This is a genomic window from Tenacibaculum todarodis (assembly GCF_001889045.1).
Classification (GTDB): Bacteria; Bacteroidota; Bacteroidia; order Flavobacteriales; family Flavobacteriaceae; genus Polaribacter; species Polaribacter todarodis.
Genome location: NZ_CP018155.1, coordinates 420729 through 436094, shown reverse-complemented (window position 1 = coordinate 436094; position 15366 = coordinate 420729). Strand labels below are relative to the sequence as shown.

At 31.6% G+C, this 15366-nt stretch carries 13 protein-coding genes; 7 read left to right on the top strand and 6 right to left on the bottom strand.

Annotated features, from left to right (window positions below; genetic code table 11):
- The first annotated feature begins 32 nt into the window (after positions 1 to 32).
- Complete coding sequence (locus LPB136_RS02035) at positions 33 to 4778, top strand: T9SS type A sorting domain-containing protein (protein WP_158009583.1); 4746 nt, start codon at positions 33 to 35, stop codon at positions 4776 to 4778.
- A gap of 233 nt (positions 4779 to 5011) precedes the next feature.
- On the opposite strand, the gene LPB136_RS02030 is transcribed toward LPB136_RS02035, so the two are convergent.
- From LPB136_RS02030 to ppk2 (LPB136_RS02015), 4 genes are all read right to left on the bottom strand, one after another.
- The gene (locus LPB136_RS02030; protein WP_072554539.1) at positions 5012 to 6154 is read right to left on the bottom strand and encodes a cysteine desulfurase family protein; all 1143 of its coding nucleotides are present in this window, start codon (positions 6152 to 6154) and stop codon (positions 5012 to 5014) included.
- A gap of 488 nt (positions 6155 to 6642) precedes the next feature.
- Positions 6643 to 7182: a Smr/MutS family protein gene (locus tag LPB136_RS02025; protein WP_072554538.1), complete on the bottom strand. Its 540-nt coding sequence runs from the start codon at positions 7180 to 7182 to the stop codon at positions 6643 to 6645.
- Positions 7183 to 7185: 3 nt separating this feature from the next.
- Positions 7186 to 7971 (bottom strand): polyphosphate kinase 2, encoded by a 786-nt coding sequence (gene ppk2, locus LPB136_RS02020; RefSeq protein WP_072554537.1) that lies wholly within the window; start codon positions 7969 to 7971, stop codon positions 7186 to 7188.
- Between the two features lies 1 nt (position 7972).
- Positions 7973 to 8830 carry a polyphosphate kinase 2 gene (ppk2, locus tag LPB136_RS02015; RefSeq protein ID WP_072554536.1) on the bottom strand — a complete coding sequence of 286 codons (858 nt, stop codon included), beginning with the start codon at positions 8828 to 8830 and terminating at the stop codon, positions 7973 to 7975.
- A gap of 82 nt (positions 8831 to 8912) precedes the next feature.
- On the opposite strand from ppk2 (LPB136_RS02015), the gene LPB136_RS02010 reads away from it, so the two are divergent.
- From LPB136_RS02010 to LPB136_RS02000, 3 genes are all read left to right on the top strand, one after another.
- Positions 8913 to 9863 carry a lipid A deacylase LpxR family protein gene (locus LPB136_RS02010; protein ID WP_072554535.1) on the top strand — a complete coding sequence of 317 codons (951 nt, stop codon included), beginning with the start codon at positions 8913 to 8915 and terminating at the stop codon, positions 9861 to 9863.
- Positions 9864 to 10040: 177 nt separating this feature from the next.
- Positions 10041 to 10274 carry a hypothetical protein gene (locus LPB136_RS02005; RefSeq protein WP_072554534.1) on the top strand — a complete coding sequence of 78 codons (234 nt, stop codon included), beginning with the start codon at positions 10041 to 10043 and terminating at the stop codon, positions 10272 to 10274.
- Complete coding sequence (locus LPB136_RS02000) at positions 10274 to 10591, top strand: type II toxin-antitoxin system RelE/ParE family toxin (protein WP_072554533.1); 318 nt, start codon at positions 10274 to 10276, stop codon at positions 10589 to 10591. Before LPB136_RS02005 ends, LPB136_RS02000 begins: the two co-directional genes overlap by 1 nt.
- A gap of 159 nt (positions 10592 to 10750) precedes the next feature.
- Here LPB136_RS02000 and LPB136_RS01995 read toward each other — a convergent pair whose 3' ends face one another.
- Positions 10751 to 12178 carry an ATP-dependent DNA helicase gene (locus LPB136_RS01995; RefSeq protein WP_072554532.1) on the bottom strand — a complete coding sequence of 476 codons (1428 nt, stop codon included), beginning with the start codon at positions 12176 to 12178 and terminating at the stop codon, positions 10751 to 10753.
- Positions 12179 to 12272: 94 nt separating this feature from the next.
- Here LPB136_RS01995 and LPB136_RS01990 point away from each other — a divergent pair, with 94 nt between their 5' ends.
- The 3 genes from LPB136_RS01990 to LPB136_RS01980 are packed head-to-tail and all read left to right on the top strand — an operon-like array spanning position 12273 to position 14342.
- Positions 12273 to 13001, top strand: a complete 729-nt coding sequence (locus LPB136_RS01990; RefSeq protein WP_072554531.1) for a hypothetical protein — start codon at positions 12273 to 12275, stop codon at positions 12999 to 13001.
- A complete protein-coding gene (locus LPB136_RS01985) occupies positions 12973 to 13806 on the top strand; it encodes a DUF3822 family protein (RefSeq protein WP_072554530.1) in 834 nt (277 codons plus the stop codon). Before LPB136_RS01990 ends, LPB136_RS01985 begins: the two co-directional genes overlap by 29 nt.
- A complete protein-coding gene (locus tag LPB136_RS01980; RefSeq protein WP_072554529.1) occupies positions 13806 to 14342 on the top strand; it encodes an RsmD family RNA methyltransferase in 537 nt (178 codons plus the stop codon). Before LPB136_RS01985 ends, LPB136_RS01980 begins: the two co-directional genes overlap by 1 nt.
- Here the strand turns inward: LPB136_RS01980 and LPB136_RS01975 are convergent.
- Positions 14339 to 15292, bottom strand: coding sequence for an AAA family ATPase (locus LPB136_RS01975; protein WP_072554528.1), 954 nt, complete (start codon positions 15290 to 15292; stop codon positions 14339 to 14341). The genes LPB136_RS01980 and LPB136_RS01975 overlap by 4 nt on opposite strands.
- Positions 15293 to 15366 lie beyond the last annotated feature (74 nt).

The window sequence follows — 15366 nt, the reverse complement described above, 5'->3', positions numbered from 1 at the left end:
ACATTTTTTAGTAGCCCTAAATACTATCAATTATGAAACATAAATACTTAAAAGTATTTCTTCTTTTCACAATGTTACTATGTACACAAGTATCAATTGGACAAAATCCAACTTATGTTGGAGCTGAATCTGCATCAAGACAAAGCGCTGGAACATCATTAACTGTTAATGTACCTCCAGGGAACTTTAACGATCTTTTAATTGCTACAATAGTCAAAGATGATGACGATGCAATAACGACACCTTCTGGATGGACGAGAATTGAGTACGGAACTGTTGGAAATAACTTACCTAGGCTAGGTGTTTATTATAGATTCGCACCTCTTTTAGAGCCAGCCAGCTATACATTTTCTTGGACTTCTAACGAAAGTGCAGTTGCCAGTATTATTAGATTCGATGATGTAAATCTTACCAGCCCAATACCAGTTTCTGATATTAATATAAATACAGCTACAAACCCAGATGCAACAGCCCCAAGCATCACTACAACTGTTAATAATTCAACAATTATTAGAATAGCTGGAGTTGATCGAAATTGGTCTCCAATGACACATCCTAGTGGTACAACTGAAATTATTGATATTGAAAGTAGCACATCAACAAGAAATAGGGGAAGATATGTAACTTTAGGCATAGCTTATGAAGACCAAGCTACTGCAGGTCCAACCGGTACTGCTAGATGGAGTCATGGCAATGACCAATCAATAGGTGTTTCTTTAGCTCTTTCACCTTCAATAACCGCTAGCATAACAGACACAGACGGCGACCTAATACCAGACTCATCAGACATTGACGACGATAATGATGGAATTTTAGATGTAGATGAAAACTGTATTATTCCTGGGGGAACACCCCCTGAACCAGATGCTCATACTTGGTTAGACCCTACTTTTGACGTCTTTGTTGTTGCTAATAATACTAACGGATTAGGTTATCAAGAATCTGGTTTTGAACAAGAAGCTTTTTTACAAGGAATGCCTTTAACCGTTTTAAATAATAATGGTGATTATACTCCAAACTCAGCGGGTACTCCTGAGGTTGACCCTGCTCCATCTATTAATGAAACCGTTAGTTTTGCTAACGGAATAGTTAGTATGACTCACAATTATTACGACCAGCATAATTCTGAAATTAGAACAACGACTTCAGGTGAATTTACCTCAGGAAGTGGCCCTTCACACGGTATATACATAGCACCTGAACGTGAGGCATCTGGAGCAGGAGATGGAGCACATCCAACCGCACACACGCATGGTACCGGAACTAACGATTCTTATTCAATTCTTGTAGACTTTACAACTCCTGTCTATGCTTTTAGTTTCGATTTAATTGATATTTTTGATACCAACCCAAACAACACACCTCTTTCTTATCTTTTAGAAATTTTTGCTGATGGAAAACGCCTTGTTTACTTAACTACAGATAATTTTGGTGATAATGGAAGTGGGAACGCAACGCTATATGAAGACGACGGAACTATAGTTAGCACAGTTATTGGCATTGGAGACCAAAAAGAACTAACTATAGGTTTTGTAAACGTTACCTCTGTAGATATTGTAGAAATAAGAACAACAATTACAGCAGGTTCTACTAATAACGGAGCAAGAGATGCTCACGGTATGGATAATTTAGTGTATAGTACAGAAGCGCGTAGTTGTTTTGCTCCTGACCCTGATTTTGATAATGACGGCATACACAACGACCTAGATTTAGACTCAGATAATGACGGTATACCTGATATTATTGAAGCACAGACAACAATAGATTATATTGCTCCTAGCGGTATTGATATTGATTTAGACGGCTTAGACGATGCTTATGATGCGGATACAACCACCAATGACAGAGTTTTATCTAAAGGGTTGACTGCTGAAAATACAGATGGTAATTCAGATGGAGCAGATTATGTAGATGTAGATTCTGATGATGATGCTTTATTTGATATAGATGAAGCTCACATTGTAGATTTAAATGATTCTGACAATGATGGAATGACCAATAATGCTGTTGGAAACAATGGTTTTATTAATAGCTTAGAAATTACAGATTTTTATTTAGATGAAAATGGTAATTTTGATGATACTCAATATGATAATTTCCCCGACATAGATACAGATGCATTAACTGTTGGTGATGTAGATTACAGAGATGCTCATATATCTGGAATACCAATAATTACACAAGTGTATCAAGATGGTAACCAAAGATACATAGAAGTAACAAATGTACATGCTTCTAACCCAATTTTATCAGGAAGCTTAAAACTTGCCTTTTATAGAAATACAGCAACTGGAGATTTAACAGAAAATATTGATATTATTAATATTCCTGATGAAGTTATTTTTGTACACAATGATATAGCTCCTGGACAATCCGTATTGATTAAAAGAAACGCATCAAACTTAGCTGTTAATGGTAGTGCTATTTTAATATCTAATAATCAATTTACTGACTTTGCTGGAGGAAATGACATAATTTTACTAACACATTACAAAGGTTTTATAGACGGAACTTCCACTTGGAAAAACAGGTATGAAAGTGGACATTCTTTTTCTAACACAACTTCATATGTTAGACATGATGACGTAATAAATGTAACTACAGATTTTGATGCAACACAATGGACAGCTTTTGTAGACGAAACAATAGATGCTAATGTAACTAACGAGCTATCACCAATACAACTACGTTCTGAGTACGATCCAATAATTACTGAAGTTACACTTGCATCCAATACAAATGCAAATGTTTATTTAGGAGTTCACTATACAGGAAACACACTAAGCAGCAACACTTTTGCAAACGGAACACCGGATAAGTCAAGAAACGTTGAGATAAATTCCAACTACACAAGATCTACTGTTTTAAATGCTAGAAACATAACAGTAAATACAAATAGAACACTAACTTTAAATGGAACCTACTCAGTTATTACTAACAACTTAAATAATAATGGAGATATTATTTTAGCAAATAATTTTACTGATAATGGTTTAGCAGATACTAATCCAGCTTTTGTGAAATTCAAAAAAACTGGACAAATAATTCAAACTAAAAGAGGTGCAAACACTAATTCTGGAGATGGTAATATCTTTGTAAACCAAACTTCAGCAATTAAAAGTGAAAACAGTATTTATAGATATACTTACTGGTCTTCACCTGTTGCTGCAGACAATAATGACTCCGTATATAAAGTTGGAGAAGTTATGAATGATTCCCTAACTACAGCTACGAGCAATATTGTACCACTAACTTTTACAGGTTCTTATGATGGAGCTCCAGGTACAGATGTTCTTGCTGCAACAATATCTAATTATTGGATATTTACCTACATGAATGGAGTTAATAACAATGGATTTGTAGGAAGAGGAAGCAATGGAAATATACCTGTTGGTTCTGGATATTTAATGAAAGGTTCTGGAAACCCAAACGGACAAACATTTACGTTTGTTGGAAAACCTAACAGTGGAGATATTGTATCTTCTGTTTCACCTGGTAACAATCCAACAGCATTAGAAGAAATTATAGAAAATGGAAATCATATTGTTGGAAACCCTTATCCTTCTAGCATGGATGCATCTCAATTTATTTATGACAATCAAGATATAATAAGAGATGGTACCCTTTATTTTTGGCAACATGTAGGAGAAGCTGGCACATCATCAGTTACTGAAGGTCATACGCAAGCAGGTTATCGAGGCGGATATGCTTCAAGAAATTACGACATGGGTGTTTATGGAGCCAATACAGCTGGAGAAAACTCAGCAACAGGAACTGGATATTCTTACCACATTCCAGGAAGATACATTCCTGTAGGGCAAGGATTTTTATTCACTTCTAGTAACTTTATGAACGGAGCTGACGAAGATGCAGATGGTAATGGTGATCCAGATGATGATATTGGAATTTTAACATTCTCTAACTGGCAAAGAGTTTATCAAAATGAAACAATTACTGGTTTAGAGTCTGGTGATTATTTAGATGATGATGATGCTAGCAACAACAGTGATGATTCTCACTTTTTAGGAAGAGGAACAAAACAGCAAGAAATTAAAAAAGAGCGACAAAATAGAAGTTTACAAAACAGCTTTCCAATACTTCGCATAGGTTTTGAACACAACAACATTAATAATGTTGATATGCACAGACAATTAGGTATATCTTTTCAAAATGGACTAACTTTTGCAAATGAATACGGCCACGATAGCCCAATGAGCGATTCTCAATACACTGAAGTTTATTGGAAGTTTCCTGGCGACAACAATCGCTATTTAATTGCCGGAGTACAAGAACTTACAGAAGAATTACAAGTACCAATTGATGTTGTAATTTATGAAGACAAACCTGTAAAGTTTATGGTTGATGGTAAAAGAAATATTGATTACACCGTTTATCTTTATGATGCTGTAGAAGGAATTTCTTATACATTAACAAACCCAACAGAATTAACATTACCTATTGGAACCTATACAGATCGTTTTTTCATAACATTTATGGAACGAGGAGCAGTACTTGATGACACAGATGAAGTAATAAATGACACAACAATATTCTACGCAAAAAACACTAAAGAAATTGTGATTAAAACACTAGAGTCTTTAGAAATTGAAAAAATAGAACTATACAATTTACTAGGTCAAAAAGTTATGAATTGGAATAATGTACCTCATGATACTAACGAAACAAGATTAAAAACAAATAACCTTTCTACAGCTGTTTACATTTTAAATATAAAAACTGATAAAGGAAAAATATCAAAGAAATTAATTATTCGATAATTAATAAATACCCTTAGAATTGAAAAATCCTGCACCCTTGCAGGATTTTTTTTACATAAAAAAAAACAATTAAAAAAAATATAGTTATAATTAAAATTGATTCTACAAACTTCAAATAAGACGCCTTAAATGTATTTCAATTTATTTTACTTGTGTTTTTACGTAAAACAAAATAAAACCCCTTAAAACATGTTTATAATTGAAAGCTGAGAAAAATAATAGATTTTAAAAAATTAATCTCTTTTTAAGATCGATTTAAGTTTAATAATGCAAAAATCAATTTCTTGCTTTGTAGTAAATTTTGAAAACGAAAAACGTACAGATGTTTTTTTAGCATCTTCATCAGATAAAAAAGCTTGAAGCACATGAGAACCTTTATTGCTTCCACTTTGGCAAGCCGAACCTCCAGAAACAGCAATACCTGCCAAATCTAAATTAAATAAGAACATTTTATTTTCTACCGGAAAACGAACATTTAAAATAGTATAGCTACTTTTAGATACGTCTGAAGACAATCCGTTAAATGTTATTTTATCTGAAAGATTTTTTAATTCAGAAATAAAATATTTTTTTAAATCCGTAATATAAGTTGAATCTGCTTCTAAATTAGAAACTCCAATTTCTAATGCTTTATCCATTCCTAAAATAGCATGTACATTTTCCGTACTAGACCTCGCTCCTTTTTCTTGTTCGCCTCCATGCAACATTGGCTTAACTCCTAATCCTTTTTTAAAATACATAAAACCAACTCCTTTTGGTCCATGAAATTTATGTGCACTTGCGGTTATAAAATCAATTGGTGTTTTTTGTAAATCAATTTTGTAATGCCCAATTGCTTGTACAGTATCGGAATGAAATAAAGCATTGTGTTTTTTACAGATTTCACAAACTTCTTCAACAGGTAAAATATTTCCAATTTCATTATTCACCATCATTAAACTCACCAAGGTTTTTTCTGGAGAGCTGACTAATAACTCTTCTAAATGTTTTAAATCTACAGCACCAAACTCATCAACATTAACATATAAAACTTCAACATTATTTTCCTTTTGAAGATACACTGCTGTATGTAAAACTGCATGATGTTCAATTTTAGTTGTAATAATTCTTGTAACTGCTAAATTTGTAACTGCGTTAATTAAAATTAAATTGTCCGCTTCTGTTCCGCCTGCGGTAAAAACAAGTTGACTTGATGGAATATTAAAATGCTTCGCTATATTTTTACGTGCATTTTCTATAGATGATTTTGCTTTGCGTCCAAACTGATGTATAGAAGACGGATTTCCAAAATTATCTTGCATAGATTGTTGCATTACAGAAATAACTTCTGAATACATTGGTGTAGTTGATGCGTTGTCTAGAAAAATAGTTTTCATTGGGCAAAAGTACGGAGTTTTTTCTTTTTAGACTTTAGACTTTAGACTTTAGACTTTAGACTTTAGACGAAACTAAAAAATAACCACATAGAAACATAGAACACATAGTTTTTTGCTCCAATTTTATGTTAACTGAAAACTGCTACTGATGACTGATTGCTGATGACTGCTACTGAAATTTACCACATAGAAACATAGAACACATAGTTTTTTGCTCCAATTTTATGTTTACGGAAAACTGCTACTGATGACTGATTGCTGATGACTGCTACTTAAATTTACCACATAGAAACATAGAACACATAGTTTTTTGCTCCAATTTTATGTTTACGGAAAACTGCTACTGAAGACTGGTTGCTGATGACTGTTACTGAAATTTACCACATAGAAACATAGAGCACATAGTTTTATGCTCCAATTTTATGTTTACGGAAAACTGCTACTGAAGACTGGTTACTGATGACTGCTACTGAAGACTGAAAAACTGCTTACTGAGAACTGCCAATTATAACCTCTGTTGCTCCTAAACCATATTCTCTATAAGATGCATCTTGATACCGAACAGGATATTTATTAAGTAAGTATTGTAACTCTGTTTTTAAAACACCTTCTCCTACTCCATGGATAAAAACCAACCTCGGAATTCTCTTTTGAATACAGTATTCTAATTTATGCGTTGCTGTTTTTATTTGATAATTAAGAATATCGAAATTATCCATTCCTCTAGCATTTTTTAGTAGTTTCTCTATATGAAGATCTACTTCCATAACGGTATTATTCTTCGTTTTTTTGAAGGCAGAAACTTTCTTTTTCTTCGGAATATTCTTTTCTTTTAATAATTGATTATTAATGTCTGAATACTTAGACAATTCGTATTGTTCTTCTTCAATTTTAACGAGTTCAGATGCTTTAAAAATAAATATCATTCCTTCTGCTTCTATAGAAATATCATCATTTGAAATACCAATAACAATGCCTCTTATAACATCATCTAAAACCGCTACTTTATTACCAACTTGTAAATGCATTATTTAAACAACTGTATTTTTATCGTACGGAATGCTTTTTAAAATGTGATTTATAACATTAACTCTGGCTTCCGTTTTACGATTTGCTCTAATTACTTTCCAAGGAGAAACTACTGTATTTGTTTTAGAAAACATTGCTTTTTTATAAGCCGTATAATCGTCCCAAAGCTCTTGCGCTTTATCATCTACCGGAGTCATTTTCCATTGCTTTAAAGGATTGTTTTTAATATCTAAAAACCTCTTTGCTTGTTCTTTTTTAGAGATAGACATGTAAATTTTAACCAAGCGAATGCCAGATTCTAAAATCATTCTTTCAAAATCATTAACCTGATTCATAAAAATATCATATTCTTCTTGCGTACAAAATCCCATAACAGGTTCTACAACTGCTCTATTATACCAACTTCTATCAAAGAAAACCATTTCTCCAGCTTTTGGCAATTGCTCTACATAACGCTGAAAATACCATTGACTTTTTTGATCTTCATTTGGTTTTGGCAAGGCAACAATACGCATATGTCTCGGATTAATTCTTTCTGTAACCCTTCTAATAGCTCCACCTTTTCCAGCAGCATCTCTTCCTTCAAAAACAACAATAATACGTTCATTATTGTTAATTGCCCAAGTCTGTAATTTTATAATCTCTAATTGTAATTTCTTTAGTTTCTGCTCATAATTTACATACCTAATGGCACGTTCATAGTTTAATGGTTCTTTAGAAAGAACTGATTTTAAACCTTTTGTAGAGTTTAACTTTTCTATTTCTTTAGCTGTAAATTCTCTTTCCATATTAATCTAATTGATGTATTGAACGATAATAACGCATTACTACATTAGGATCTGGATTTAAAATAGTCTCAGCATCTTTTTTCCCTTCATAATTAAATTGAGAAAGCACATGGCGCATTGCTTCTAAACGAGCTTCTTTTTTATCATTGGTTTTTATTATTAACCAAGGACAATACGTTGTATGAGTTTTACTAAACATTTCTTCTTTGTAGTGCGTATATCTTTCCCATAATTCCTGCCCTTTTTTATCTACAGGACTAAATTTCCACCTTTTTAACGGATTCTCATTTCTTGCATCAAATCTTTTTACTTGTTCTTCTTTAGATATCGACAACCAGAACTTTATAACAACCACGCCATCTTCATACAGCATGTGTTCAAACTCTGGCACTTGCACTAAAAACTCTTTATATTCTTGCTCTGTACAAAAACCCATTACAGGTTCTACCACAGCTCTATTATACCAACTTCTATCAAAAAAAACTATTTCTCCTGGGTTCGGTAATTCTTTTATGTAACGCTGAAAATACCACTGTCCTTTTTCTACTTCCGTAGGCTTATTCAATGCAACTAAACGCATAGAACGTGGATTTAAATGCTCCATAAAACGACGAATATTACCACCTTTACCAGCTGCATCTCTTCCTTCAAAAATTACGGCAACTCGCTTATTTGTTTTAGAAATCCATTGTTGCAATTTTACAAGTTCAATTTGCAGTTTCTTTAATTCACTTTCATATATAAGTGTTTTTTCTACTTTTTGAAAAGGAATCTTTTTTTGTTTGATTAAAGCAATTAGCTCTTCATTAGTTGAAACGGTTTTAAAATCTTGCTGGGTAAGTTTTTGTGTGTTTTTCATTTTAAAAAATAAGAACGACTAAAGTAGCAATATTTAAGACAAAAATGATTAAATTTTCTTGATAAAATATATATTTGTAAACATGAAAAAAAATATTTTATTCTTACTTATCACTATTTCTACTAGTCTTCTTTCACAAAATAAATATGCCAAAGAGTTTAGTTTTGTTAATGATAACGACCTATATTCTTCTGCATCTAGAGATAGGTATTATACAAATGGCATGTTTTTTATGTATAAATATTTAGGTGAAAATAATTCTTCAACTATAGAAAAAAAAATATTTGAGTTTCAGTTAGGGCATCATATGTACACACCTTATAAAGCATTAGTTTATAATATTAATGAACACGACAGACCTTTTGCAGGGTATTTATTTGGGAGTTTTGGTATAAATAGAGCTTATAAAAACAATACAATTTTTAACACATCTATTCAATTGGGTGTTATTGGACCTTCTGCTTTTGGTAAAGAGTTGCAAAAAGTAATCCATGACATGTACGGCTTTGAAGAAGCTATTGGTTGGGAACATCAAATTAAAGATGCAATTGGTATAAATTTTCAAGCAGATTATAATAAACATTTAGTTGCAGACAGTAGTAATCATTTTGATATAACCTGGATAAACAATGCTAAATTTGGTTCTATTTACACAGATATTACTACAGGTTTTTATACGCGTTTAAGTTTTGAACCTTTGCAGAAAATTATCAATTCAATAGCATTTAATACGGCTATAAATAATGAAAGTACCAGTTTTGTAAGAGCAGTAGAATCTTTCTTTTTTATAAAACCGTTTATTACCTATGCTTTTTATGATGCAACGCTGCAAGGAAGTATTTTTACAGACAACAACCCAGTTACTGGTGAAATAGTTAATTTAAGATACGGTTTTGAAATTGGCTATAAGTTTACTGTAAATCGTTTTAATTTTGGCTATATTGTAAATTATCAAACTAAAAAAAGTGAAGGTTTAAAATACCCAAGTGGTAATACTTACGGTACTATTCAGCTTAATTATCAATTTAATTAAGCTTTTTGCTTACTTGACTTTCTCATAAAAAAACACTAGATTCGTTTAACGTTGAATATTTACAATTAAAACTATGAATATTCTTATACATTGGCAACAAGCTGTAAAATTCGTTAATTCAAGAAAATTAGAGGATTAAATTGATAATTTTGTATCTTTGATAAAAAGCTGAATAATATGAATATAGAAGCTCGAAAAATAGAATTTGTAAAAGAATTTTTAAAACTTCAAAGTGAAGATGCTATTTCACGTCTTGAAAATATCTTGAGAAAAGAAAAAAATACTTCAGACGATCGAATATTCGAACCTATGACTCAAGATGAACTGAACAAAAGAATTAATAAATCGGAATCTGACTTTCGAAACAATCGATTTAAAAGCAGTTCTGAACTCTTAGCAAAGTACGAATAATGACATTGAAAATTATTTGGTCTGAATTTACTGAAACTCAACTTGACGAAATTTATGAATATTACGAGAAGAAAGCAAGCCCTCAAACTGCTAAAAAACTTCTAAAAAGAATTATCAACGAACCTATAAAGTTGATAAAAACACCATTAATTGGACAGGAAGAAGAATTACTAAAACAAAGAGAAATTCATTATAGATATTTAATATTCAAAAACTATAAACTGATTTATTCTGTGGATATGGAAAGTGGATTTATAAAAATTGCTGATGTTTTTGATACTCGACAAAATCCACCAAAGATAAAACGAACGAAATAAAAGCCAGTTGCCAACACCATATATAATTCATTGCTAGTTTTTGTGCACTTGGGAAATTCCTTCGAAATTTTGTCGTTCCAGATTAATCTAGTAAATTAGTTATTTAAACCACGTAACAAAGCTTATACCAACACATTAAACGAACATAAAACACGTTTATCAACCTTCAAAACAATCATCTTTAAAACCTATTAAATACAGTTTTTCTTGCGCTCTGGTAATTGCCGTATACAACCAGCGCAAATAATCTGTATTAATTCCTTCAGGCAAATAAGGTTGTTCAATAAAAATGGTATTCCATTGTCCTCCTTGAGATTTATGACAAGTCATTGCATAAGAGAATTTTACTTGCAACGCATTAAAAAATTTATTCTTTTTAATAGCCATAAACTGTTTGTATTTCGATTTTTCATGCGCATAATCTTCCTTTACAGCTTGGTATAATTTATTACCTTCCTCGTAGGTTAAAGACGGACTTTCACTTGTTAAGGTATCTAATAATAAAACGGTTTCAAACGGTTTCATATCTGGATAATCAATCATTCTTACTTCAACTTCAGCAAATTTAAATCCGTATAATTCTTTAATTGAATTGATACGCATCACCTCACAAATATCTCCGTTTGCAATAAAACCTGCGGAAGAAGAATCTTTTAGCCAATAATAATTATTTTTAACAACCATTACATAATCTCCTGTAGAAATTTCATTTTCTTGACCACGTATTTGTAATCGTATTTGTTGGTTGTACTGATTTGCTCTTTTGTTAGACCTTACAATTATTGCGGTGTCTTCTACTCCAATAACGCCGTCGTAACAAGATGTAATTGCGTCTTCAATATCGTAACCATCTTCTAAACGAATTATATCCGGGAAATTAATATCGAACTGAAAATGAGTAGCATTGTTCTGCAATAAAAAACGAATTGTTGTTGCGTTGGCTAATATTCCTGAGTTTTCATGTTGACGCATTACTTCGTCTAACTCAATCTCGGTAACCTCCTTATCGTATTGATATTCTAATTTAGACGCTTCTAAAGCCGGACTAACATCTAACTTTACTGGCGGTAATTGTGCAGTATCTCCAATAAAAACAAGTTTACAGTTTTTTCCAGAGTACACGTAAGAAATTAAATCTGCCAATAAAGAGTCGTTTTCAAATAAATTTGCATTTTGAGATTTATCTGGAATCATTGAAGCTTCATCAACAATAAACAAGGTATTTGTATGCTTATTTGTTTGTAATGTAAATGCTACAGAACCGTTACTTTGTTTTTTAGGAAAGTATATTTTCTTATGAATTGTGAAGGCTTGTTTTTTAGAATATACAGAAATTACTTTGGCAGCTCTACCTGTTGGCGCTAACAAAACAGCTTTCTTTTCTGCGCGCCATAAGTTGTTTACAATAGTACTTATTGTGGTGGTTTTTCCCGTTCCGGCGTATCCTTTTAATAAAAATAACGCATTATTATTATTTTCAAAAGTAAAAGTAGCTAGTAACTTTAATAGGTCATTCTGTTTAATAGTGGGCGAATGCGGGAAATTTTTAAGAAATTCTTGGTATAAATCCAGAGATGATTTTATCATACTTCAAATATAGATATTGATTTATAAATAAAAGTTTTCATCCTAAAAAAAAAATTGTAGATTTGCGAGAACACTATTAAAAACAAAATATAAAATGGGATTATTTCTAATGATTTTGGCAGCCGTTGTAGTTGCGTTTCTTTTAGCATATGTAATTGTTAAATTTGTACCTCTTAAAATGAGATGGTTAGTATCTTTATTATTACTAGCAGTAACAATCTTTTTAGGTTTTAAAATTTATGAAGGTATTATGAAACCTATTAAATTTGCTCAAGAAAAACAAGTACGTTACGCTAAAGTAATTACAAACTTAAAGATGATTCGTGATGCGGAAGTTAAGTACAACGAAGTTTACGGAACTTTTACTAAAGATAAAAACGCATTAATTACTTTTATCGAAAATGGTAAATTAGCAATTACACAAACTAACAACGTTGAAAAAGATGTTAGAGTTGGTAGTGGTATCTCTGTAAAAAAATCTTTTAGAGTTGTAGATACAATTGGTTTTGAACCTGTATTAAAATCTTTTGAAGGTAAAGATTACAAAAACATGTTTAAAGTACCAGGAACTGATAAAGAATTTTCTTTAGAAATTGGTAAAGTTGAAAAAATTGCTGGTTTAGAAGTACCTGCATTTTTAGCTAAAATAGACAAAGCTTCAATATTAAAAGGAATGGATAATTCTTTAGTAAAACAAGAATTAGAAGCTAATACTACAGATCAAATTAAAGGAGCGTTTGTAACAGTTGGTTCTTTAGAAGAAGTTACAACTGGTGGTAACTGGCCTCCTTCTTATGATAAAGGAAGTGCAGAAAAAAAGTAAGCATACAAGCATAAATACTAACAAAAGAAATCTATCCATCCAATTTAGTTTGGATGGATTTTCTTTTTGTATCACTAATTTAGAAACAAATGAAATTATTCATTTTTCTGAATACGTATTTAAAAACACACTTGCCACACCTGAACTTTTGTTAGAAAAAATTGAATCTATTTTTTCTACGGACATACAATTACAGCAAGATTTTATGGCTATTGAAGTAATTCATCAAAATAATTTAGCAACTTTAGTTCCTACTAAATACTTTAATGAAGAGGAACTTGCTACCTATTTAAACTTCAATATAAAAACATTGGCAACCGATTTTATTACTTTTGATGAAGTAACCGAATTAGACGCTAAAAATGTTTACGTACCTTATGTAAACATTAATAATTATGTGTTTCAAAATTTTGGAGAGTTTGAATACAAACATCATTCTACAGTATTAATTGATAAACTTTTAGAAAATACAAAGAATACAGTTGAAAAACACTTTTTTGTTCATGTAACTAAAAATCAATTAGATATTATTGTTGTTCAAGAAAACAAACTGCTTTTTTACAATAGTTTTCCTTTTAACACAAAAGAAGATTTTATCTATTATATTTTGTTTACAGCAGAACAATTAGGCTTAAATCCAGATGATTTTCAATTAACTTTTTTAGGTGATATTGAAGCAGCATCTGAAATTTATAAAATTACCTACAACTACATCCGTAACATTGATTTTATAAAAACAACAAATTCTTTTTTTAATGCTGAAGACGATTTTTCGCCACATTCAAACTATATTTTAGTACACTAATGAGAATAATATCAGGAAAACATAAAGGCAGAAGACTTACCGCACCAAAGAACTTGCCTGTAAGACCAACAACAGACATGGCAAAGGAAAGTTTGTTTAATATAATAAACAACACCTATTATTTTGATGCTATTTCTATTATAGATTTATTTGCGGGTACCGGAAACATTAGTTTTGAATTTGCTTCTCGTGGGGCAAAAGAAATTTACGCCATTGACAAACACTTTGCATGTATTAAATACATTAATGAAACCTCAAAAGGGCTCGATTTAGACATTAACACACACAAAAGCGATGTCTATAAGTTTTTAGACAAAACACCGCTTACAGCCGATATTATATTCGCTGATCCACCGTACGATTTTGAAGCAGAACAATTCTTAAAAATTGTTGATACCGTTTTTGAAAGAAATATTTTAAACGAAGACGGTTTGTTAATTGTAGAGCACTCTAAACACACCAAACTTTCTGATCACTCAAAATTCAGTTACGAGAAACGTTATGGCGGTAATGTGTTTAGCTTTTTTGAAGGTTAAAACAAGCTTTCAATAATCTGTTTTACGGTAATTCCCTCTGCTTCTGCTTTGTAGTTTTTTACTATTCTGTGCGATAAAATTGGTACAGCAACCGCTTGCACATCTTCAATATCTGGAGAATATTTTTTATTAATTACAGCGTGTGCTTTTGCAGCTAAAATTAAGTTCTGAGAAGCTCTTGGTCCTGCTCCCCAATCAATATATTTTTGAATTAATTCCGGAGCTTGGTCAGATTTTGGTCTTGTTTTACCAACTAATCTAACCGCATATTCTACCACATTGTCTGCTACAGGAACTTTTCTAATCAGTTTTTGAATTGCCACTATTTCTTCCGCAGAAAATAAAGAATTTACCGTTGCTTGTGCATTAGATGTTGTGCTTTTTACAACCTGCACTTCTTCTTCAAACGTTGGATATTCTAAATTAATAGAAAACATAAAACGGTCTAATTGTGCTTCTGGTAAAGGATACGTTCCTTCTTGCTCAATTGGGTTTTGTGTTGCCAATACAAAGAATGGTAAATCTAACTTATAATGATGTCCTGTAACGGTTACAGAACGCTCTTGCATAGCTTCTAAAAGCGCTGCTTGTGTTTTTGGAGGTGTTCTATTGATTTCATCTGCTAAAATGATGTTAGAGAAGATTGGCCCTTTTATAAATTTAAACTGACGGTTTTCATCTAAAATTTCACTTCCTAAAATATCTGAAGGCATTAAATCTGGTGTAAATTGTATACGCTTAAAACCCAGTCCTAAAGCATCAGAAACTGTATTTACTAATAAGGTTTTGGCTAAACCAGGAACTCCAATTAATAAGGAATGTCCTCCACAAAAAATTGACAATAACGTAAAGCTTACTGCTTCATCTTGACCAATTATTACTTTGCTAATTTCTTGTTTTAGTTGTGTGTATTTTTCAACTAAATTATTTACAGCAGTTACATCTGACATGGGTAAATCTTATTTTCTAATTCGATATTTAGATTCCCGTTTTCACGGGAAAGACAATTTTAACAGAAACCTTG